Genomic DNA, 20,081 nt, shown 5'->3' with positions numbered 1-20,081 from the left:
GCGCGCCCCGATACGATGCGCCGCTTTCGTGGCACACTCGGGGCATGGGCGAACGCGGGCTGTTCGGACCGGACTCGGTGACCTGGCAACTGCACGCCGACCCGGCGATGTGGCTCGGCGGCGTCCGGAGCCTCTACCTGCAAGCGCTGCACCCGAGGGCGGTCGCGGCCATCGTGCAGAACTCCGACTTCCGCACCGACCCGCTCGGCAGGCTCAAGCGCACGGCGGACTTCGTCGGCGTCACCACCTACGGCACGGTGCAAGAGGCACACGCCGCCTCCGCGAGGGTCCGCGCTGTGCACCGCGCGTTGCGCGCGACCGACCCCGACACCGGGGAGACCTACCGGATCGACGACCCGGAACTGCTGCTGTGGGTGCACTGCGCCGAGGTGTCGTCGTTCCTGGCCGTGGTCCGCCGCGCGGGCTACCCCCTGACCAAGGCCCACGCCGACCGCTACCTGCACGAGCAGCGCGCCACCGCCGCGCTCGTCGGTCTCGACCCGGACGAGGTGCCCGGCTCGACCGACGCCATGCGCGGCTACCTGCGCGAGATCCGCCCGCTGCTGCGCCGCACCCCCGACGCGGACGTGATCTACGCCTTCCTGCACCGCCCACCGCTGCGCGGGCGGCTCGCGCTCGGTGTCCCGCTCTACGAGCCCACCATCGGGCACCTGAGCTACTCGCTGCTGCCCACCTGGGCGCACCACCACTACGGCCGCTCCCCGTACCCCAGGGGGATGACCACGGCGCTGGCCAGGTCCTTGCGCTCCGCCGCGCCGCACCTGCGCGGGGTCATCCGGGCCCTGGGAGCCCCCGAGCCCGCCGTCGTCGCCGCCGTGCGCAGGCTCGGTGCGTGGTCCGCCCCCTCGCCGCACCGGCTGCCCGCCTAGCGAACCCGGCCCTCGGCGGCCTGCCTGCCCGTGGCGGGTGTCGGGCAGGCGGCGGCGCCGGGACCGCGGTCACCCTCAGGAGGTGCCGTGGGCTTCCTGGAACTTGGTCACCAGCGCCTGCGGGATGCGGCCGCGCTCGGCGATGTTCTCCCCCTGGGAGCGCGCCCATTCCCGAATGGCCTGGTTGTCCAGCCGGGTCGGGCCGAAGCGGCGCAGGGCGCCGTTGCGGGCTTTCCTGCCGTCGGTGCGCCTGGCGTGCCCGACGTACTGGGCGAGGGAATCTCGCAGTCGTGCGGCGTTCTCTCTCGAGAGGTCGATCAGGAACTCCACGCCGTCGATGGCGAAGGCGACGGTCTCGTCCGCCCGGCCACCGTCGATGTCGTCGACGAGTTCCACAACTGTCTTCTGCGCCACGGTTTCCTCCGCGTGATGAGAGTTCGTTTCCCGGCCCGGTCCGGCGGCTAATTCCATCGCCGGTCCCGGCCGCGGTCCGGGTATTGCTGAACCGATCGGGGGAAGCGTATCGGTAGCCCGGTCGCGGAACCAGCCAGCGCCCCGGGGCGGCGGTCCCTTTATTAGTACCCCATCGGGGGTAGCCGGTCCACTAGCGAGAAAGCGACGTGCCCGGTTGGTCCGAACCGGGCCGTATGGCCCACTTCCGATCCGGCGTTCTCCCAGCTCAGGCCCGTAAGTGGAATCGGGGGTCGTAAACCGCCACCCGTTCGGCGGTAATTGCCTACCAGGCAACATGGGGGTCGGTCAGGTATTTCCGGCGGTCCAATCCGGGCCTTCTCGCTTGGCGGCCCGCCGGCGTTACAGTTCGCCCATGACGCACCAGCTGACCGTGTTCCCCCGGCTCCCGCTCGGTCATTGGCCGACCCCGCTCGACGACTGCCCCCGGCTCGCCGCCGCACTCGGCGTCGGTCGCCTGCTGGTGAAGCGCGATGACGTCAGTGGTTTGGGGGTGGGTGGCAACAAGCTGCGAAAACTGGAGTTCCTGCTCGGTTCCGCGGTGGCGGCCGGGGTCGAGCAGGTGATCACATTCGGCGCCTTGCAGACCAACCACGGCAGGCAGACCGCGGCCGCGTGCGCGCGCCTGGGTCTGCGGTGTGATCTTGTGCTGACCCGCGCCGTCCCGCGATCGGGTGAGGCTTATGAGCGGTCCGGGAACATGGCGTTGCACCGTGTCTTCGGCGCGAACATCCACCTCTGCGCCGATGAACACGAGGTGGCCGAAAAGCTGCGCGAGTTGACCGCCGACGCCGCCGAGCACGACCGGACCGCCGTCACCATCCCGGTCGGCGGCTCGAACGCCACCGGGGTCCTCGGGTACGTGTCCGCGACCGCGGAACTGCTCACCCAACTCGACGCGGCGGGCACCACCCCGGACCGGGTCGTCGTGCCGGTCGGCAGCGCGGGCACCGCCGCGGGCGTCGCGCTCGGGCTGGAGGGCCGCTCGATCCGCCTCGACGCCGCCTGCGTGTCGCACACCGCCGACGAGTCCCGCGCCGACATCACCCGCCTCGCCACCGAGGCCGCCGCACTGCTCGGCGCCCCCGAGCCCGCGCTGGCGACCCTGCACACCGACGACCGCGCGGTCGGCCCCGGCTACGGCATCCCGACCCCGCAGGTGTGGGCCGCGCTGGCCCTGTTCGCCCGCACGGAGGGCATCGCGCTCGACCCCGTCTACACCGGCAAGGCGGCCGCCTACCTGGTGGCGGCCGCGCGGTCGGGGGAGATCGGGCAGGCGGAGACCGTCGTCTTCCTGCACACCGGCGGACTGCCCGGCCTGTTCGCCTACGCGCCGGAGGTGGCGCAGGAGTTCGGCGGCTAGCCGACCCGGTGCAGCCAGGTCACCGGCGCGCCGTCACCGGCGCGCCGGTACGGCTCCAGCGCCTCGTCCCACGAGGCGCCGAGCAGTTCGTCGACCTTGAACGCGAAGGACTCACCACCGCGGGCGGAGGCGGCGATGGCGCGCAACTGGTTCTCGTCCACCACGATGTCGCCGCTGGCGCTGGTGCGCGCCCGCCACAGGCCCAGCGTGGGGGCGTAGCAGTAGCGCTCGCCGTCCATGCCGTGGCTGGGTTCCTCGGTGACCTCGAACCGGGTCATCGGCCACGCGCGCAGGGCGGCGGCCAGCTTCGACCCGGTGCCCTGTTCGCCGGTCCACGCGCATTCCGCGCGCAGCAGACCGGGGGCGGCCGGTTGCGCTGTCCAGCGCAACTCGGCGCGCACCCCGAGGGTGCCCGAGATCGCCCACTCGACATGCGGACAGACCGCAGCCGGCGACGAGTGGACGTACACCACACCTTGGGTGTTGCCACGGGTGCTCACTGCTGACCTCCGCTGCTCGACGAGGATCGTCTTCCCCTACGTCCTGCGCCGGAACGGGTGTCTGCTGACCACACGCGGTATTCCCGGCGCCATTGTGCCCTGCCACCGGACACTTTGGCCACACGAACCCCGAAATCACCCCACGCCCCAGCAATTGCGCCCGGAATGCGGGCACGGCGCGGCCGGGGCGGTGGATTTCCCCCCCGACCGCCCCGGTTGATCTTCCCCAGAAGACGCGCGGGACGGGGCGGCGTTGCGTGAAGTTGTGATCTTTCCGCGATCGGGCTACCCCGACCCGGTGAGTCGCGGGCGGGTCTCCGGCACGTGCGGCCATCTCGTCACTCGGTCGTGTGGTGCTCCCGCTAGCGTGTCATGCCATGGTGGGAATCCCACCAACTCGCTGCCGGAGGTGACGCCCGTGCGCTTGGTCCGCGTCGGTGAGACGACGTCCGAGGTGGGCGCGCACGTGCGGGCCGCGCTGACCTCGTGGGGCCGCGGCGACGCGGTGGCGGGCGGGATCGCCCTGCTCGGCGTGCGGGTACCGGGGTTCGGCTCCGCGGTGGAGGCGGTGGTCCTGCTGCCCCGCGGCGTGCTCGTGGTGCTCGGTGTCGACCTGCCGGACCCGGCGCTGCGGCTGGAGGCCCCGCTGGAGGACCGCTGGAAGGTCGACGGCTGGCCGATCAGCAGGCCGGACGGGCCGGTGAACCCGGCGGCCAACGCGCTGGGCGCCACCGCGGCGGTCGCGGCCCTGGTCCGCGAGAAACAACCGCGCCCGCTCCCGGTGTGCACCGTTGTCGCGGTCGGTCCCTATGTCTCGCAGGTCGACCAGCCCGCCGCGGATAAAGACCGGGGTGTTCGGATTCTGCACCCGGAACCGATGACACTGCTCGCGGTCGCCAGGGAACTCGCCGTGCACACCCGGCCGTGCCCCATTGACGAACTCCGCCGGGTGCTCGCCGTTCTGGAACCGGGTTCGACGCTCACCGACGACGACCTGGCCGCCGAGGGATTCCCGGACGGCCTTTCCGCCGAGGCCGCCGCCGAGCGCACCACGATCCTGCCGCTGACCGCGCTGCGCCGACCCGCGCCGCCCGCCAAGCCCAAGCGCGTGCGCTGGTGGCCGGTGGTCGCGGCGGTGGTCGTCGCGCTGGTGCTCGTGGTCGGCATCGCCGTGGCGGTCAGCGCCGACAACTCCTCGACCGGGCCCGCGCGCGGCACCGGGGCCCCGGCACCGGAGGCGGTGGAGTTCGCGGGCGTCGGCACCGCCTCGGCCACCGACTGCGCCGCCCACACCGACGGCGAGGTCCGGACCTGGCTGGAGCGCAACGGCTGCGCCCGCCTGCTGCGCGGCCGCTTCGAGGCCACCACCACCGGCCACCGCGCCGCCGTCCTCGTCGGCGTCCTGCGCTTCACCGGCAGCACCTCGGCCGCCGAGCTCAAGGCCGTCCTCGACCGCCCCGGCGCCGGGACCGTGCTGGACCAGGCCGCCGAGGGCGTCGCCTGGCCGGGCGGGGCGGTGCCGCCGTTCCAGACCGCGCTGCGCGCCTCGGGCCGCGAGGGCAACAGCGTCAAACTGGTCCAGGTCGTGTGGCTGGACCAACCCTCCACCCAGGACGACCCGGTGCTGCGCGAGATCGTGGGCCGGGCCATGCGCCTCACCCTGTCGGGCTGAGTCCCGGGGGCCGCCTGTGGCAGGCTGGCGGCGTGCACCCGGCCCCCGACCAGGAGCGCCAGCGGTGGCTGCTCCCGGTGATCCTCGTCGCTGTGGTCGCCGCCGCCGCGGCCGCCATGGTCGCCAGGGAGCTGTACGCGACCGGCGCGGTCGAGCGGCAGTCCCAGTCGGCCCCGATCCTGCCCAGCGCGGGCGCGATCCCGATCAGCGCCCAGCCGGGCCCCCGCGACGTCCGCGCCACCCAGGACGCCACCGGCCACCCGCTCTACGAGACGGTCCGCCAGCTCCTGCAGACGTACTTCGACGCCATCAACGGCAAGAACTACGCCCGCTGGAAGACCACCGTCACCGAGGCCCGCGTCAAGGACATGCCCGAGGACACCTGGCGCGCCGCCTACCGCACCACCCAGGACGGCAGCGTCGTCGTCTACCGCATCGAGACCGGCCCCGTCAGCAACGCCAGGGTCCTGCTCACCTTCGTCAGCAAGCAGGACCCCGCCGACGCACCGCTGGAACTGCCCGCCGAGTGCATCCGCTGGAACGTCATCTTCCCCCTCACCGAGGTTGAGGGCGAATGGCGGATCGACGCGGGTCCCACCGGCGCCTCACCTCAACACGACCGCTGCTGAGCAGCGGGTCTACAGCGGGATGTTGCCGTGGGCGCCGCGGCCCGCGGGGGCGGCGGCCAGGGCCTCGGCCAGTGTGCGGCGGGTGTGGCGGGGATCGATGACCTCGTCGACGACGCCGATGGCCACCGCTCGGTCCACCCCGCCCGCGACGCGTTCGTGGGTGGCGGCCAGGTGGTCGTGCAGGGCCTCGCGCTCGTCGTCGGGGGCGGCGGCGAGTTGTTTGCGGTTCAGGATGCCGACCGCGGCCCGCGCGCCCATGACGGCGACCTCGGCGTCCGGCCAGGCGAACACCGCCGTGGCGCCCAGGGACCGCGAGTTCATCGCCACGTAGGCGCCGCCGTAGGACTTGCGGGTCACCAGGGTCACCCGGGGGACGACGGCCTCGGCGAACGCGTGCAGCAGCTTCGCGCCCCGCCGCACCACGCCGTCCCACTCCTGCGCGACCCCGGGCAGGTACCCGGGCACGTCCACGACCACCAGCAGCGGCACCCCGAAGCTGTCGCACAGCCGGACGAACCGCGCGGCCTTCTCCGCCGACAGGGAGTCCAGGCAGCCGCCCTTGCGCAGCGGGTTGTTGGCCACCACCCCCACCGTGCGGCCGCCCAGCCTGCCGAGGCCGATCACGATGTTGGGCGCCCAGCGGGCCTGGAGCTCCTCGAACTCGGCCACCCCGGCCGCGTCGCGGTCGAGGATGCCGCGCAGCAACGGCTTCACGTCGTACGCGCGGTTGCGCCGCTCGGGCAGCAGATCGCGCAACGGTTGCTCGTCGCGCACCGCGTGCAGGTCGAACAGGCCCGGCTTGGCGAACAGGCAGGTGATCCGCCGCGCTCGGACGTACGCGTCGGGCTCGTCGGCGGCGACCACGTGCACCACGCCGGACCTGCGCCCGTGGGCCTCGACCCCGCCGAGGCCCTCCTGGTCGATCTGCTCGCCGGTGACGCTGCGCACCACGTCCGGCCCGGTCACGAACACCCGGCCTGCGGGCGACATGACCACCACGTCGGTCAGCGCGGGCCCGTACGCGGCGCCCCCGGCGGCCGGACCGACCACCACGCTGATCTGCGGCACCCGCCCGGACGCGCGGACCATCGCGGCGAACACCGCGCCCACCGCGTCGAGCGACTCGACCCCCTCGGCGAGGCGCGCGCCACCGCAGTGCCAGATGCCGAGCACCGGGCAGCGTTCGCGCAACGCCGTGTCGATCGCGGCAACGATGGTGGCGCAACCGGCCGCGCCCATCGCCCCGCCCATCCGGGTCGCGTCGGTGCAGAAGGCGACCACTCGCACACCATCGATGCGACCGCGGACGGCGAACACGCCACTGGCGTCCTCGGGCCGCAACGGCGACAGCGAGTCCTCGTCGAGCAGGGCCGCGAGGCGCACCCGCGGGGTCCGCGGGTCCACCTCGCGCTCGCTGTCGGGGCATGGCGTCAGCGTGACCACGGCGGTCATCCGATCCGAACTCCTCTTGTCCCTAGCCCCCTCTGGCTGGAGACCCGCCGAAGACCCGCGGTCAGGCGGCGGTGAACAGCACGGCCACGTTGTGGCCGCCGAAGCCGAACGAGTTGTTGATCGCCGCGGCGAGCTCGACCTTGCGCGGCTGACCGGTGACCACGTCCAGGCCGACCTTCGGGTCGAGGTTCTCCAGGTTCCTGGTGGCCGGGATCGTGCCGTAGTAGATCGACAGCAGCGTCACGATGCTCTCCACCGCGCCCGCCCCGCCGACCAGGTGGCCGATCGAGGCCTTCGGCGCGGTCACCACGACGTGCTCGCCGAGCGCCTTGCGGATCGCGGCCGCCTCGCCGATGTCGCCCACCACCGTGGAGGTGGCGTGCGCGTTCACGTGGGCGATGTCGCCGGGGGTCAGCCCGGCCATGCGCACCGCGTTGGTCATGGCCGCGATCTGGCCGATGCCCTCCGGGTGGTTGCCGGTGATGTGGTGCGCGTCGGAGGTCATGCCGTAGCCGGACACCTTCGCGTACACCCGGGCACCGCGGGCGGCGGCGTGGTCGGCGCGCTCGAGCACCACCACACCGGCGCCCTCGCCGAGCACGAACCCGTCCCGGTCGACGTCGAAGGGCCGCGAGGCCCGCTCCGGCGCGTCGTTGCGGGTGCTCAGCGTCCGCGACTGGCAGAAGCCCGCCACGGTGATCGGGTGGATGCACGCCTCGGCGCCACCGGCGACCACCACGTCGGCCCGGCCGTTCTGGATCATCTGCCAGGCGTTGGCGATGCCCTCCGCGCCCGAGGCGCAGGCCGAGGCCACCGTGTGCACCCCGGCCCTGGCGCGCAGCTCGATGCCGACGTGCGCGGCCGGGCCGTTGGGCATCAGCATCGGCACCGTCAGCGGCGAGACCTTGCGCAGACCGTGCTCCTCCAGGATGTCGTCCTGGTCGAGCAGGGTCACCGGGCCGCCGATGCCGGTGCCGATGCTGATCGCGAGCCGATCCGGGTCGACCGGTTCGTGCTCGTCGGTCGGGATGGCGAACCCGGCGTCCGCCCAGGCCTCCCTGGCGGCGATGACCGCGATCTGCTCGCACCGGTCGAGCCTGCGGGCCTGCACCCTGGGCAGGACCGCGGTCGGCTCGACGGCCAGCGTGGCGGCGAGCTTGGCAGGCAGGTCGAACCGCTCGACCCACGGTGCCGTGTTGACCCTGACGCCGTTGTTTCCGGCGAGCAGGGCATCCCAGGTGGACGAGACGTCACCGCCGAGCGGCGTGGTGGCGCCCAGCCCGGTGACGACGACATCGACGTTGCTCATCGGGTTTCCTTCGCGAGCGGGATGGGGGAACTCGCCGGCCCTTGGCCGGCACGGAGGGGGAGCGGGTGGAGCCGGGGAGTCGTGCTGGGGGTGCCCGCGTCTCAGACGTGCTTGGAGACGTAGTTGACGGCGTCGCCGACGGTCTTGAGGTTCGCCAGCTCGTCGTCCGGGATCTTCACGCCGAACCGGTCCTCGGCCTGCACGGCGATCTCGACCATCGACAGCGAGTCGATGTCCAGGTCGTCCACGAAGGACTTGTCCGCGGTCACGTCGTCGGTCGCGACACCGGCGACCTCTTCGACGATCTCGGCAAGGCCATCGAGGATCTGGGCGTCGCTCGGCTTCTCCGACATGCGAGGTGTCCTTCCTAGTGTTCGAACCCGCCGGGTACGACACCCGGCGGGGAGTTGCGGTGCCCCCGGATCAGGGGCAGATCACGACCTGTCCCGCGTAGGACAGGCCCGCGCCGAACCCGACCAGCAGCGCCACGTCGCCCGGCTTGATCCGGCCTGCGGCGCGCATGTGGTCCATGGCCATCGGGATCGAGGCGGACGAGGTGTTGCCGGAGTGCACGATGTCGTCGGCGACGACCATGTCCTCCCTGGCGCCCACGGCGCGCAGCTTCTTGGCGATCGCCTCGACGATGCGCAGGTTCGCCTGGTGCGGGATCAGCACGTCCACCTGCTCGGGGCCGACCCCGGCCGCCTCCAGGGCGCGCAGCGCGATCGGCGCGATCTTGGTGGTGGCCCAGCGGAACACCGACTGGCCCTCCTGGAAGATCCACCGGTCGTCGCGCATGCCGATCATGTCGACCAGGTCGCCCGCGCTGCCCCACACCACCGGCCCGATGCCGGGCTCGGTCGACGGGCCCACCACCGCGGCACCGGCGCCGTCGGCGAAGATGATCGCGTTGGCCCGGTCGGTCGGGTCGACCCAGTCGGTCAGCTTCTCCGCGCCGATCACCAGCACCCGCTTCGCCGACCCGGCCCGGACCAGGTCGGAGGCGGTGCCCAGCGCGTAGCAGAAGCCCGCGCAGGCGGCGTTGAGGTCGAACGCGCCTGCGGCCTTGACCCCGATCCGGTCGGCGACCTGGGCGGCGCCGTTGGGGATCGGGGTGGGCATGGTGCAGTTGGCCAGGATCACCGTGTCCACATCGGTCGGCGCCAGGCCCGCGTTGGCCAGCGCCTTGGACCCGGCGGCCACCGCCATGTCGACCAGCTTGAGGTCGGGCCCGGCGAAGCGGCGCTCGGCGATGCCGACCCGCTCGCGGATCCAGGTGTCGCTGGTGTCCATGTGCTGGGAGAGCTCGTCGTTGGTGACGATCCGCTCCGGCTGGAACGAGCCGACCCCGAGGATGCGGGTGGCCGTGGCGGTCTGGGCCAGGCGCAGCGCCGTCATGCCGCACCCCCGACCAGCTCGACGACCGCGTCCAGGTCGTCCGGGGTCTTGAGCGCCACGGTCGGCACCCCCTTCAGCTCGCGCTTGGCCAGTCCCACCAGGGCACCGGCGGGTGGGAACTCCACGATCGCGCCGACTCCGCGCTCGGCCAGGGTGGCCTGGCAGCGGTCCCACCGCACCGGGCTGGTGACCTGCGCGACCAGCCGCTCGAGCACCTCGGTGCCCGAGCCGACCACGGCGCCGTCGGCGTTGGACAGCAGGGTGCGGGTCGCGTCGGCCGGGGCCGACAGGGTCGCCGCGTGCGCGCGCAGCGCGTCCTGCGCCGGGGCCATGTAGTGGGTGTGGAAGGCGCCCGCGACCTTCAGCGTGATCGCCTTGGCGCCCTCCGGCGGCTCGGCGGCCAGCTTCTCCAACGCGGACTTGCTGCCCGCGGCCACGATCTGACCGGCGCCGTTGCGGTTGGCCGCGATCAGGCCCAGCTCGTCGAGGCGGGCCAGGATGCCCTCCTCGGTGCCGCGCACCAGCGCCGCCATCCCGGTCGGCTCCAGCTCGCAGGCGGCGGCCATCTCCCGGCCCCGCACCGCGGCGAGCGCGACCGCGTCCTCGGCGGTGAGCACCCCGGCGATGGCCGCGGCGGCGAACTCGCCGATCGAGTGACCCGCGATGACCGCGTCGTCCGGGATCCGCACCCGGCGGGCCAGCTCCTCGGCCGCCAGCAGCGTGGCCGCGACGATCAGCGGCTGGGTGATCGCGGTGTCCTTGATCTCGTCGGCGTCGGCGGTGGTGCCCAGCCTGGCCAGGTCGAGCCCGACGAGCTCCGACCACGCGGCCAACCGCTCGGCGGCACCGGGCAGCTCCAACCACGGGGCGAGCATGCCAGGGGCCTGGGAACCCTGTCCTGGCGCGAGTAGTGCGATCACGTCGTCCAGCCAACACTGCGTCGGCCGTTCGGCTGCATGCCGCTGCTCACCAAGTCGGGGCACCGTGTTTGTGGAGACCCTCCAAATGTCACCACGCTATTACCACCCGAGACGGCCATTTGTTGTCAGTTGTCGCGCGCGACACCATGCCGTTGCCGTCCGTTACCAGAGACCGCGCGACCGTGACAGCCGTCCGACCGCCAGCGCGACCCGCAGCACGAGCGCGTCGCGCGGGTCGCCCGCGTTGCGGCCCGTGAGCTCGGCCGCCTTGCGCAACCGGTAGCGGACCGTGTTCGGGTGCACGAACAGCTGCCGCGCGCAGGTCTCCAGGACCCCGCCGGTGGCCAGGTACGCCTCGACGGTCTCCTGCAGCGCCCCGCCCGCCTCCTCCAGCGGCCGCGCCACCCGGTCGATCAGCTGCCACTCGGCCTCCGGGTCGCCAGCCAGGGCCCGCTCCGGCAGCAGGTCCGCCGAGCGCACCGGCCGCGGCGCGTCCGGCCAGGCGACCACCGCGCGCAGGCCCGAGAGCGCGTCCGACGAGCTGCGGTGCGCGTCGGCGATGCTCGCCACGGTCGGCCCGGCGACGACGGCGCCGTCGCCGAACGCGGCCGACATCTTCACCAGGACCTCCTGGTCGACGGTGTCCTCGGCCGGTCCGGCGAGCACCACCACCAGCCGGGAGCCCTGCACGCCCAGCAGCACCGGCCTGCTGACCCTGGCCGCCCGGCTGCGCACCTCGTAGACCACGGTCGGCTGGTCGTCCGACGGCGGGTTGCCGACCAGCACGGTCGCCTCCGCCGCCGGGTCCCAGCCCAGCGCCGCGGCCCGCGACAGCAGCGACTCCTCGGCGTCGCCGCGCACGATCCCGTCGACGACCAGCGCCTCCAGCCGCGCGTCCCAGGCGCCGCGGGACTCGGCGGCCGAGGCGTAGGACATCGCCGAGGCGAACGCGACCTCCCGGCCGTAGCGCAGCACCGCCTCGGACAGCACGGCCCGCTCGGCGTCGTCGGCGGCCAGGCCGGGCACCAGGTCCTCGAAGATCTGCAGCGACACCCGCACCATCTCGACCGTCTGCCGGAGGCTTATCCACCGCGACAGGTCCCTCGGCGCGCCGCGGAAGGTGTCGGTGGTCAGCCGCAGCGCCTCACGCGGGTCGCGCAACCACGCGGTGAACCCGGCGACGCCGTTCTGGGCCACCAGCAGCACCGACGCCCGCTGGTCGGCGGGCATCCGCCCGAACCACGCGAACTGCTCGTCCATCGCCGCGACGGCCGCCGCGGCCAACTTCCCCGAAGCCCGCTCGACCGCCCCGAGCGTCCCCGCCGACAACCCGGCCGACCCCGCATTCATCCCACCACTCTCGCACGCCCCCCGCCCTTGTCCCCCGGCCCTACCGCCCACCACACTTCTCGATCACCGGCAGGGGAGGCGCCATGGGGGCTCGGACCAGGATTTCCGCGACAGCACTGGCGGTCGCCACACTCACGTCCTGCGCCGCGGCGGATCACCGGCCACGCGCCCAGACCACACCCGGCGACCAGGGGTCGCTCTCGATGTCGGTCGCCCTCGGCGACCTCCCGCTCCTGCACGACGGCGACCAGGCCGTCGCCACTGGCACCGTCCACACCGAACCGGGCCGCCCACCCCGCTTCTGCGCCCCGGCGCCGGTCCTCGGCACCGACACGAACCCCTGCCGCTTCGGCGTCCCCATCACCGGCATCGACCCCGAGGGCCTGCCCACCCCCGTGACCCTCCGCGGCACCTGGCGCGGCAACACCCTCGAGGTGTCGACCCGGGAACCCAATCCCCCTACCGCGCCGGACACCGACATCTCCGTCCCCTGCCCCACCCCCACCGCCGGCTGGAAACCCGGCAACGACGCCGACACCAAACAGCTGCACGACTACGTCCACAGCCACCCCGAGGACTTCCGCCCCCTCCGCGTCGGCTGGCCCAACGGCTTCCCCACCACCACGACCACCGAGGCCGCCGCCCGCGTCCCCCAGGTGATGGTCGTCGAGGTAGCCCACGGCGACCCCGCGGACGTCCGCAAAGCCCTCGAACCCCTCTACCAGGGCAACCTCTGCGTGATCCCCGCCGCAGCCGACTCCCTCTCCATCGCCGACCAACAGCACGTCCGCGACGTCACCGAGAAGGCGATCGAGCCCTTCATGGCCGACCCCACCACCGGCATCTACGCCACCACAACCGCCGACAAACTCACCGTCGACCTCGTAGTCCTAACCCCCGACCTAGCCGCCCGCTTCACAACCCTCCCCCTAGCCCTGATCACCCTCCACCCCTGGCTACACCCCGCCTAACCCCCGCCCCACACACCCACAGCACGACCAAGAATCGAATGCCCCCACCGGTTCCCTCACGGGCGACAACCCCATTGGTCACAGGCCTTGATGCGATAACCGGAGGCCAAGCGCCTCTCGCTGGTTCCGCCGTCCCCCGCCCCCGCACCGTGGGGGTCTGGGGGGTCGCCCCCCAGATACAACAAACGCCCGATCCCCCTTGAGCGCGTTCCGCGAACACGCAAGGCGAATCGGGCGGGCCGCCCGGCATGTCGGTGCGCTCGATGCCGGGCGGCCCATCTCCCCGGTCCCCACCGGTAGTTCCACTATGGAACGTGGCGGGGGCCGATGCCAGGCGAGGCGGGGGAGTTCCCTCTTTCGTGGCATATCGCCGGGGGGAACATCGGGGGTGGGCCGGGTGTTCGGACTGGGTGTCGCCTGCGGTGAGGGGGAGTGGTGGGGGTTCTGCTGGAGAGTTCGGTGACCGTGTTCGGTCAGCGGATCGCGTTGGCGGAGTTGTTCGGGCAGTTCTTCGCGTTGGCCGTGGTGTTCCTGGCGCGGCGCCGGTCGATGGTCACCTGGCCGGTGCAGTTGGCGTCGGTGGTGCTGCTGTTCAGCGTCTACGCCTCGGCGCACCTGGGTGGGTTGGCGGTGCGGCAGGTCGTGGTCGGGGTGATCGCGGTCTACGGGTGGTGGGCGTGGGCGCGGCGCCGGGACCCGGTGTTCGGGGTGGCTGTGCGGCGCGCCACGGGCCGGGAGTTGGCGGTGACGGCCCTGGCCTTCGCGGCGGGGACGGCGGCGTTCGCGAGCGTGCTGGACGCCCTGGACGCGTCGTGGGCGCCGTGGCCGGACGCGGCGATCTTCGTCGGGACGGTGCTGGCGTTCGCGCTGCAGGCGTGGGGGTTGGTGGAGTTCTGGTTGGTGTGGCTGGTGGTCGACGCGATCGGGGTGCCGCTGCAGTTGCGCGGTGGCCTGTGGTTCAGCGCGATCGTCTACACCGTGTTCGCCGGGTTGGTGATCCACGGCTGGGTGAGCTGGTACCGCTCCGCCAAGCGCCAGGTCCCCGCGACCGTCTAGACGCGAACGGCCGGGTCCCCTCCGACGAGGGGACCCGGCCGTCGTGCGCGGATCAGGCCGAGCCGGGGTCCGAGGTCTGCGGTCCGGCGGCGGCCACGTCGTCGATGCGGTAGCGGCGGGCGGCCTCGACGACCGTGTCGCGCGACACCTCGCCGCGGCGGGCCAGCGCGGCCAGCGTGCCGACCGTCACCGACTCGGCGTCGACCAGGAAGTGCCTGCGGGCCGCGGGCCGGGTGTCGGAGAAGCCGAACCCGTCGGTGCCCAGGGTGAGCATGTCGGTGGGCACCCACGGCCGGATCAGGTCCGGGACCGCGCTCATCCAGTCCGACACGGCCACGACCGGGCCGACGCCCTCGGACAGCACCGAGGTGACGTACGGCACGCGCGGCTCGGCCTGCGGGTGCAGCAGGTTGTGCCGCTCCACCTCGACCGCGTCGCGGCGCAGCTCCGCCCACGACGTCGCCGACCACACCTCGGCGCCGACGCCCCACTCCTCGGCCAGCAGCCGCTGCGCCTTGAGCGCCGCGGGCATCGCGACACCCGAGACCAGGATCCGCGCGCGCGGGCCCTCGGTCGACGGCGCCTCCTGGTAGCGGTAGAGGCCGCGCAGCAGGCCCTCGACGTCGAGGTTCTCCGGCTCCGCGGGCTGCTGGTACGGCTCGTTGTAGACCGTCAGGTAGTAGAAGATGTCCTCGGCCTGCTCGCCGTACATCCGGCGCAGACCGTCGCGCACGATGTGGGCGATCTCGAAGGACCACGCGGCGTCGTAGGAGACCACCGCCGGGTTCGTCGCCGCCAGCAGCAGCGAGTGCCCGTCGTTGTGCTGCAGGCCCTCGCCGGTCAGCGTGGTGCGGCCCGCGGTGGCACCGAGGACGAAGCCCCTGGCCATCTGGTCGGCCGCGGCCCAGAGGCCGTCACCGGTGCGCTGGAAGCCGAACATCGAGTAGAAGATGTAGATCGGCACCATCGGCTCGCCGTGCGTGGCGTACGAGGTACCCGCGGCGGTGAACGACGCCGTCGACCCGGCCTCGTTGATGCCCTCGTGCAGGATCTGGCCCTGCTCGCTCTCCTTGTACGACAGCATCAGCGACGCGTCGACCGAGGTGTAGAGCTGGCCCTGCGGGTTGTAGATCTTCTGCGTCGGGAACATCGAGTCCATGCCGAACGTGCGTGCCTCGTCCGGGATGATCGGCACCAGCCGCGGCCCGAGGTCCTTCTCCTTGGCCAGGTCGCGCACCAGCCGGACGAACGCCATCGTGGTGGCGACCTCCTGCTTGCCGGAGCCGCGCTTGAGCACGTCGTAGACCTTGTCGCCGGGCAGCACCAGCGCCTTGGACTTGGTGCGCCGCTCCGGCAGGAATCCGCCGAGCTGGCGGCGCCGCTCCTGCAGGTACTGGATCTCCGGCGCGTCCTGGCCCGGGTGGTAGTACGGCGGCAGGTACGGGTTCTTCTCCAGGTCCTCGTCGGAGATCGGGATGCGCAGGGTGTCCCGGAACGCCTTGAGGTCGTCCAGGGTCATCTTCTTCATCTGGTGCGTGGCGTTGCGGGCCTCGAAGTGCGGGCCGAGGTTGTAGCCCTTGATCGTCTTGGCCAGGATCACCGTGGGCTGGCCGACGTGCTCGGTGGCCGCCTGGTAGGCCGCGTACACCTTGCGGTAGTCGTGGCCGCCGCGCTTGAGGTTCCAGATCTCCTGGTCGGTCATCGGCGTGACCAGCTCCTTGGTCCGCGGGTCGCGGCCGAAGAAGTGCTCGCGGACGAAGGCGCCGTCGTTGGCCTTGTAGGTCTGGTAGTCGCCGTCGGGGGTGGTGTTCATCAGGTTGATCAGGGCGCCGTCGCGGTCGGCGTGCAGCAGCGAGTCCCACTCGCGGCCCCAGATGACCTTGATGACGTTCCAGCCCGCGCCGCGGAAGAACGCCTCGAGCTCCTGGATGATCTTGCCGTTGCCGCGGACCGGGCCGTCCAGCCGCTGCAGGTTGCAGTTGATCACGAAGGTGAGGTTGTCGAGCTGCTCGTTGGCCGCGACGTGCACCAGGCCGCGCGACTCCGGCTCGTCCATCTCGCCGTCGCCGAGGAACGCCCACACCCGCTGGTCGGAGGTGTCCTTGATGCCCCGGTCGCGCAGGTACCGGTTGAACCGGGCCTGGTAGATCGCGTTCATCGGGCCCAGGCCCATGGAGACGGTGGGGAACTCCCAGAAGTCCGGCATCAGCCGCGGGTGCGGGTACGACGGCAGGCCGCCGCCCGGTCCGGCGTGCGAGAGCTCCTGGCGGAACCCGTCGAGCTGCGAGGTGGAGAGCCTGCCTTCGAGGAACGCGCGGGCGTAGATGCCGGGGGAGGCGTGACCCTGGACGTAGATCTGGTCACCACCGCCCGCGTGGTTCTTGCCGCGGAAGAAGTGGTTGAAGCCCACCTCATAGAGGGCTGCTGACGACGCGTAGGTCGAGATGTGCCCGCCTACGCCCACGCCGGGGCGCTGCGCGCGGTGCACGGTCATGGCCGCGTTCCAGCGGATCCACGCCCGGTAGCGGCGCTCCACCTCCTCGTCACCGGGGAACCAGGGCTCCTTCTCGGTGGGGATGGTGTTGACGTAGTCGGTGCTGGTCAGCGCCGGGACCCCGACGTGGCTCTCCCTGGCCCGCTCAAGCAGCCTCAGCATCAGGTAGCGCGCGCGCTGCTGACCGCCGCCCGCCAGCGCGGCGTCGAAGGACTCCAGCCATTCCGCGGTCTCCTCCGGGTCGATGTCCGGCAGGTGCGCGGCGAGGCCGTCGCGGATGACGCGAACGCGCTCGGGGGCGGGCTGGTTTTTCTGCGTGGCCAACTTGGAGCTCCAGCCTGATCAGAGGACAAGATTTCGCGCGCGCGATACCACGCGCTTGAGTGACACTCTGCCATGTTCCGCTCGCCGGGCGGTGGCGTCGTCCTTACTGTTCGGTAGTGGGTACCCGTCTGAGCCGATCGGCGGGTGTCGGAGCGGCGTGTCGAACAGCGGACGGTTGCGCAGGTGGCCACTGTCAGTGTTCGCTATCGCCTAACCGAACAGGCAGAACGCGGCAGACGGCCCTGGCAGATCAGGTCCTGACCCGTCGCGAGAGCACAACTGGAGGAGTGACACCGTGGTGGCCGCGGGAGACGCCGGGAGTACCGACGTCGCCGACAAGCTGGGGATCGATGCAGGCGCCGTAGTCCAGGAGCTCGGCTGGGACGAGGACGTCGACGACGACCTGCGTGCCGCCGTAGAGGCGCGCACCGGCTCAGACCTGCTCGACGAGGATGCCGACGAGGTCGTCGAAATCGTGCTGCTGTGGTGGCGCGAGGACGACGGTGACCTGGTCGACACCCTCATGGACGCGATCGGACCGCTCGCAGACAACGGGGTGATCTGGGTACTGACCCCCAAGACGGGCAGGCCGGGGCACGTCGAGCCGAGCGATATCGCCGAGGCGGTGCCCACCGCCGGGCTCGCCCAGACCTCGAGCATCAGCGTCGGGCCGGACTGGTCCGGTACCAGGTTGGTGGCGCCCAAGTCGGCCAAGACCAAGCGCTGAGACCGTGTCCGCGGTCACCCGGGTGGTCATCCACCCGGGTGGCCTAGGCTGGTCTGGAACAGTCACGGGCGCGACCGCGCGCCCTCAGCCACGGAGGATGCCGGGTATGTCGGTAGAGGTCGGTTCGAAGGCCCCGGACTTCACGCTCAACGACTACAACAAGCAGCCGGTGACGCTCTCCGAGCAGTACACCGCCCGCAACGTCCTGCTGGTCTTCTACCCGTTCGCCTTCAGCGGCACCTGCCAGGGCGAGCTCTGCCAGGTGCGCGACGAACTGGCCAGCTACACCGACAACAACGTCCAGGTCATCGGCGTCTCCGTCGACACCCCCTTCAGCCTCAAGGCCTGGGCCGACCAGCAGGGCTACCAGTTCCCCCTCCTGTCCGACTTCTGGCCCCACGGCGACGTGGCCAAGCTCTACGGCGTCTTCAACGAAGCCGCGGGCCTGGCCAACCGGGGCACCTTCCTCATCGACACCACGGGCACCGTCCGCTTCGCCGAGATCAACTCCCCCGGCGAAGCCCGCGACCAGAACGCCTGGAAGAAGGCCGTCGCCGAGCTGTAGGTTTGACCCCTGCGACCGCGCCTCGCGCGGCCGCGGGGCCCCGGGCGCATAGCTCAGCGGGAGAGCACTCGGTTTACACCCGAGCGGTCGCAGGTTCGAATCCTGCTGCGCCCACCCGAATCCGCCTGCTGTGTCTGCAAGTCGGTGCAGCGATATCCGCAGGGCGGGTATCGCGGACGTGGCCGCGCTGTCCTCCGAGGAACTCTGGCGTTTGGGGAAGACAGCTGTCTCGCATTGAGTTCGACCGCACGGCTGCCGGGGTCATGCGGCCTGATTGGCCGCCCCCTTGCGTTTCGGCTTCGCGACGAACGGGATGTTGGCGAACTCGAGGGTCACGCCGAGGTACGACAGGTCTTGGACCAGTCGGAGCAGACCCACCTGGGACAGGGTGAACAGCGTGTTCACGTCCCATCGGCGGCCGCCGATCGCCAGGACCACCGTCCGCGGGCGAGTGGTGATCGTTCGGGTGCTGTCGAGCGCCCATACCTTGTCCCGCAGCTGCACCAACGCCTCGGGCTCCAGGCGCTGCGCCCACGCGGAGGCCCGGGCCTGGGTGAACAGGTGGCCCATCTCGGTGGCCCGACTCGGCCACTTCACGTGGACCAGTTCGTCGCCAAGCCCGATGAGGTCCGCCAGTTCGAGCTTGGGGTGCATGGGCGTGCGGGCGAAGTCCTTGTCCAGGCACAGGAAACCGGGTTGCTGCTCCGCCACCAGTTCGCAATAGCGGTGTTCGTCGTCGCGGGCGCCGCTTCGGTGCCAGGTGGAGAACCGCAGGTCGCTCGTGCTGGCGAGGCGTTCGGCCACCAGTTCCCGCACCCGGTTGACCGCGGTCTCGCCGATCTCGTACCAGCGGCCCTGGTTCAGGCAGAACGTCGTGCCCTCAATCGCGGTCTCGAATGCGATCCACCTGCGCATCGTGATCGGCCGGGTGAGCGCTTCCTCGCCTTGGTCGTCTGCGCACGGCGTCAGGTGCGCCCCAGCCAGCTCCGCGAGGCGCGCGCTCTCGGGGACACGGGCGAACCGTTCGGTGATCTCACTGATGTCGAGGTCGGGGTCGAGCCGCAACCTCCCGAGGCTCCCGAAGCTCGTGAAGGTGAAGGAGTCGGCCTCCTCCGCCGCGCGCGCCGCCGCGGTCGGCCAGCAGATGCCGATCGGCCCGAACCGCTCATCGCCCCCAAGGGCGACCGCGAGCCTGGCCTCGAGCCGGGCCACCAGGGGGTGGCTCGCACCGACCGGCCGCACCTCGTTGACGAACCGCAACGGCGAGGTCTCGTCACTGGAGTCGGCCACGCGGCAGATGGCGCGCAGATCGGCCACGAAGTCCTCCGGAGACCGGCCCAGTTGGATGTGCAGCGAGTCGCCTGCCCTGATCTGCCAGGCCTTGCCGCCGGTCGCCCGGTCGTAGGTCAGACCCGCCAGGCTGGCAGGCCCGGCCAGCCGCGTCACGATCTCCCCAGCAGGCTCGATCGGGAAAGCCGACAGCGGGCCACCGAGCGGGTACGAGGTCTGCGTCTGCCTCGACGCCGTGTCCAGGGCGGCGCTGTTCACGGTCCGCAGCGTCGTGGGATCAAGGCGGCGGATGGCGTATGCCAGCCCGAAGCCCTCGTTCAGCAGTGTTTCGTCGAGCAGGTGGCGCGCGGCCGTGCCCCAGGTGGCGGCGCACACCCAGTTCTCATCCACCTCGACCAGCAGGACGGTGAAAGGTGACACCACCGCCAGTGGCAGGTCCAAGCCGGTCACCTGCCGGGGGTGCCCGGCCCAGTGGGCCTCGTCGCCGATGCGTACCCCGGCTGACACGTACGCGGCCAAGCCCGCTATCTCCACGGGGCCGTCGAAGTCGTACTCGGCGTCCTCGGCGGGCTTGAGGTAGTCGACAAGGGGGAGTCCGGCCCGAAGTCGGTAGATCGTCACGGGCGCTGTGGGAAGGGTCTTGCCTGTCAAGAAAATGCCGTCCTTGCCTGTATTGGGCGAGGGCGGCTCGGGTGAGTGC

18 protein-coding genes and 1 tRNA gene are annotated in these 20,081 nt (G+C 71.8%); 9 read left to right on the top strand and 10 right to left on the bottom strand.

The window, feature by feature from the left end:
• Window positions 1-44 precede the first annotated feature (44 nt).
• Window positions 45-890 carry an oxygenase MpaB family protein gene (locus BMY07_RS10395; protein WP_092776921.1) on the top strand — a complete coding sequence of 282 codons (846 nt, stop codon included), beginning with the start codon at window positions 45-47 and terminating at the stop codon, window positions 888-890.
• A gap of 75 nt (window positions 891-965) precedes the next feature.
• On the opposite strand, the gene BMY07_RS10390 is transcribed toward BMY07_RS10395, so the two are convergent.
• A complete protein-coding gene (locus BMY07_RS10390) occupies window positions 966-1,304 on the bottom strand; it encodes a histone-like nucleoid-structuring protein Lsr2 (RefSeq protein WP_092776919.1) in 339 nt (112 codons plus the stop codon).
• A gap of 412 nt (window positions 1,305-1,716) precedes the next feature.
• Here BMY07_RS10390 and BMY07_RS10385 point away from each other — a divergent pair, with 412 nt between their 5' ends.
• Entirely contained in the window at window positions 1,717-2,724 is a 1,008-nt protein-coding gene (locus BMY07_RS10385; protein WP_092776917.1) for a D-cysteine desulfhydrase family protein, read from the top strand.
• Here BMY07_RS10385 and BMY07_RS10380 read toward each other — a convergent pair.
• Window positions 2,721-3,224 (bottom strand): DUF3145 domain-containing protein, encoded by a 504-nt coding sequence (locus BMY07_RS10380; RefSeq protein ID WP_092776915.1) that lies wholly within the window; start codon window positions 3,222-3,224, stop codon window positions 2,721-2,723. The two genes, BMY07_RS10385 and BMY07_RS10380, sit on opposite strands and share 4 nt — an antisense overlap.
• 418 nt (window positions 3,225-3,642) lie before the next feature.
• On the opposite strand from BMY07_RS10380, the gene BMY07_RS10375 reads away from it, so the two are divergent.
• Together BMY07_RS10375 and BMY07_RS10370 are read left to right on the top strand one after the other, a co-directional pair.
• The gene (locus BMY07_RS10375) at window positions 3,643-4,896 is read left to right on the top strand and encodes a hypothetical protein (protein WP_092776913.1); all 1,254 of its coding nucleotides are present in this window, start codon (window positions 3,643-3,645) and stop codon (window positions 4,894-4,896) included.
• Between the two features lie 32 nt (window positions 4,897-4,928).
• Complete coding sequence (locus tag BMY07_RS10370) at window positions 4,929-5,525, top strand: hypothetical protein (RefSeq protein WP_092776911.1); 597 nt, start codon at window positions 4,929-4,931, stop codon at window positions 5,523-5,525.
• A gap of 9 nt (window positions 5,526-5,534) precedes the next feature.
• Here the strand turns inward: BMY07_RS10370 and BMY07_RS10365 are convergent, their stop codons facing one another.
• The 6 genes from BMY07_RS10365 to BMY07_RS10340 form a co-directional block, all read right to left on the bottom strand.
• On the bottom strand, window positions 5,535-6,977 hold the full coding sequence (locus tag BMY07_RS10365) for an acyl-CoA carboxylase subunit beta (RefSeq protein WP_092776909.1): 1,443 nt from the start codon (window positions 6,975-6,977) through the stop codon (window positions 5,535-5,537).
• 61 nt (window positions 6,978-7,038) lie between these two features.
• Window positions 7,039-8,286 (bottom strand): beta-ketoacyl-[acyl-carrier-protein] synthase family protein, encoded by a 1,248-nt coding sequence (locus BMY07_RS10360; protein WP_092776907.1) that lies wholly within the window; start codon window positions 8,284-8,286, stop codon window positions 7,039-7,041.
• Window positions 8,287-8,387: 101 nt separating this feature from the next.
• Window positions 8,388-8,639, bottom strand: coding sequence for an acyl carrier protein (locus tag BMY07_RS10355; protein ID WP_092776905.1), 252 nt, complete (start codon window positions 8,637-8,639; stop codon window positions 8,388-8,390).
• Between the two features lie 70 nt (window positions 8,640-8,709).
• Complete coding sequence (locus tag BMY07_RS10350) at window positions 8,710-9,684, bottom strand: beta-ketoacyl-ACP synthase III (protein ID WP_092776903.1); 975 nt, start codon at window positions 9,682-9,684, stop codon at window positions 8,710-8,712.
• Window positions 9,681-10,604, bottom strand: a complete 924-nt coding sequence (locus BMY07_RS10345; RefSeq protein WP_092776901.1) for an ACP S-malonyltransferase — start codon at window positions 10,602-10,604, stop codon at window positions 9,681-9,683. Before BMY07_RS10345 ends, BMY07_RS10350 begins: the two co-directional genes overlap by 4 nt.
• A 162-nt stretch (window positions 10,605-10,766) precedes the next feature.
• A complete protein-coding gene (locus tag BMY07_RS10340) occupies window positions 10,767-11,954 on the bottom strand; it encodes a PucR family transcriptional regulator (RefSeq protein WP_092776899.1) in 1,188 nt (395 codons plus the stop codon).
• A 203-nt stretch (window positions 11,955-12,157) separates the two neighbouring features.
• Here BMY07_RS10340 and BMY07_RS10335 point away from each other — a divergent pair, with 203 nt between their 5' ends.
• Window positions 12,158-12,925: a hypothetical protein gene (locus tag BMY07_RS10335; RefSeq protein WP_092776897.1), complete on the top strand. Its 768-nt coding sequence runs from the start codon at window positions 12,158-12,160 to the stop codon at window positions 12,923-12,925.
• A gap of 435 nt (window positions 12,926-13,360) precedes the next feature.
• The gene (locus BMY07_RS10330) at window positions 13,361-13,981 is read left to right on the top strand and encodes a nicotinamide mononucleotide transporter family protein (protein WP_092777347.1); all 621 of its coding nucleotides are present in this window, start codon (window positions 13,361-13,363) and stop codon (window positions 13,979-13,981) included.
• Window positions 13,982-14,033: 52 nt separating this feature from the next.
• Here BMY07_RS10330 and aceE read toward each other — a convergent pair whose 3' ends face one another.
• Window positions 14,034-16,799, bottom strand: coding sequence for a pyruvate dehydrogenase (acetyl-transferring), homodimeric type (gene aceE, locus BMY07_RS10325; RefSeq protein ID WP_092776895.1), 2,766 nt, complete (start codon window positions 16,797-16,799; stop codon window positions 14,034-14,036).
• 295 nt (window positions 16,800-17,094) lie between these two features.
• On the opposite strand from aceE, the gene BMY07_RS10320 reads away from it, so the two are divergent.
• The 3 genes from BMY07_RS10320 (at window position 17,095) to BMY07_RS10310 (ending at window position 18,205) form a co-directional block, all read left to right on the top strand.
• Window positions 17,095-17,526 carry a DUF3052 domain-containing protein gene (locus BMY07_RS10320; protein WP_092776893.1) on the top strand — a complete coding sequence of 144 codons (432 nt, stop codon included), beginning with the start codon at window positions 17,095-17,097 and terminating at the stop codon, window positions 17,524-17,526.
• A gap of 106 nt (window positions 17,527-17,632) precedes the next feature.
• A complete protein-coding gene (locus BMY07_RS10315; RefSeq protein ID WP_092776891.1) occupies window positions 17,633-18,091 on the top strand; it encodes a peroxiredoxin in 459 nt (152 codons plus the stop codon).
• Between the two features lie 42 nt (window positions 18,092-18,133).
• Window positions 18,134-18,205: transfer RNA gene (locus BMY07_RS10310), tRNA-Val, on the top strand.
• A 147-nt stretch (window positions 18,206-18,352) separates the two neighbouring features.
• On the opposite strand, the gene BMY07_RS10305 is transcribed toward BMY07_RS10310, so the two are convergent.
• Window positions 18,353-20,002, bottom strand: a complete 1,650-nt coding sequence (locus BMY07_RS10305) for a TIGR04141 family sporadically distributed protein (protein WP_177215515.1) — start codon at window positions 20,000-20,002, stop codon at window positions 18,353-18,355.
• Between the last annotated feature and the right edge of the window lie 79 nt (window positions 20,003-20,081).

The sequence above is a fragment of the Actinokineospora terrae genome (assembly GCF_900111175.1).
Lineage (GTDB): Bacteria > Actinomycetota > Actinomycetes > Mycobacteriales > Pseudonocardiaceae > Actinokineospora > Actinokineospora terrae.
The sequence above is the reverse complement of the archived record's forward strand: the minus strand, read 5'-3'. Positions and strand labels throughout refer to the sequence as shown.

Excerpts from the sequence above, each read along its gene's own strand:
- BMY07_RS10395 (WP_092776921.1), top strand. The coding sequence starts at position 45 with ATGGGCGAACGCGGGCTGTTCGGACCGGACTCGGTGACCTGGCAACTG.
- BMY07_RS10335 (WP_092776897.1), top strand. The coding sequence starts at position 12,158 with ATGTCGGTCGCCCTCGGCGACCTCCCGCTCCTGCACGACGGCGACCAG.
- BMY07_RS10355 (WP_092776905.1), bottom strand. The coding sequence starts at position 8,639 with ATGTCGGAGAAGCCGAGCGACGCCCAGATCCTCGATGGCCTTGCCGAG.
- BMY07_RS10365 (WP_092776909.1), bottom strand. The coding sequence starts at position 6,977 with ATGACCGCCGTGGTCACGCTGACGCCATGCCCCGACAGCGAGCGCGAG.
- BMY07_RS10360 (WP_092776907.1), bottom strand. The coding sequence starts at position 8,286 with ATGAGCAACGTCGATGTCGTCGTCACCGGGCTGGGCGCCACCACGCCG.
- BMY07_RS10340 (WP_092776899.1), bottom strand. The coding sequence starts at position 11,954 with ATGAATGCGGGGTCGGCCGGGTTGTCGGCGGGGACGCTCGGGGCGGTC.
- BMY07_RS10315 (WP_092776891.1), top strand. The coding sequence starts at position 17,633 with ATGTCGGTAGAGGTCGGTTCGAAGGCCCCGGACTTCACGCTCAACGAC.
- BMY07_RS10385 (WP_092776917.1), top strand. The coding sequence starts at position 1,717 with ATGACGCACCAGCTGACCGTGTTCCCCCGGCTCCCGCTCGGTCATTGG.
- BMY07_RS10350 (WP_092776903.1), bottom strand. The coding sequence starts at position 9,684 with ATGACGGCGCTGCGCCTGGCCCAGACCGCCACGGCCACCCGCATCCTC.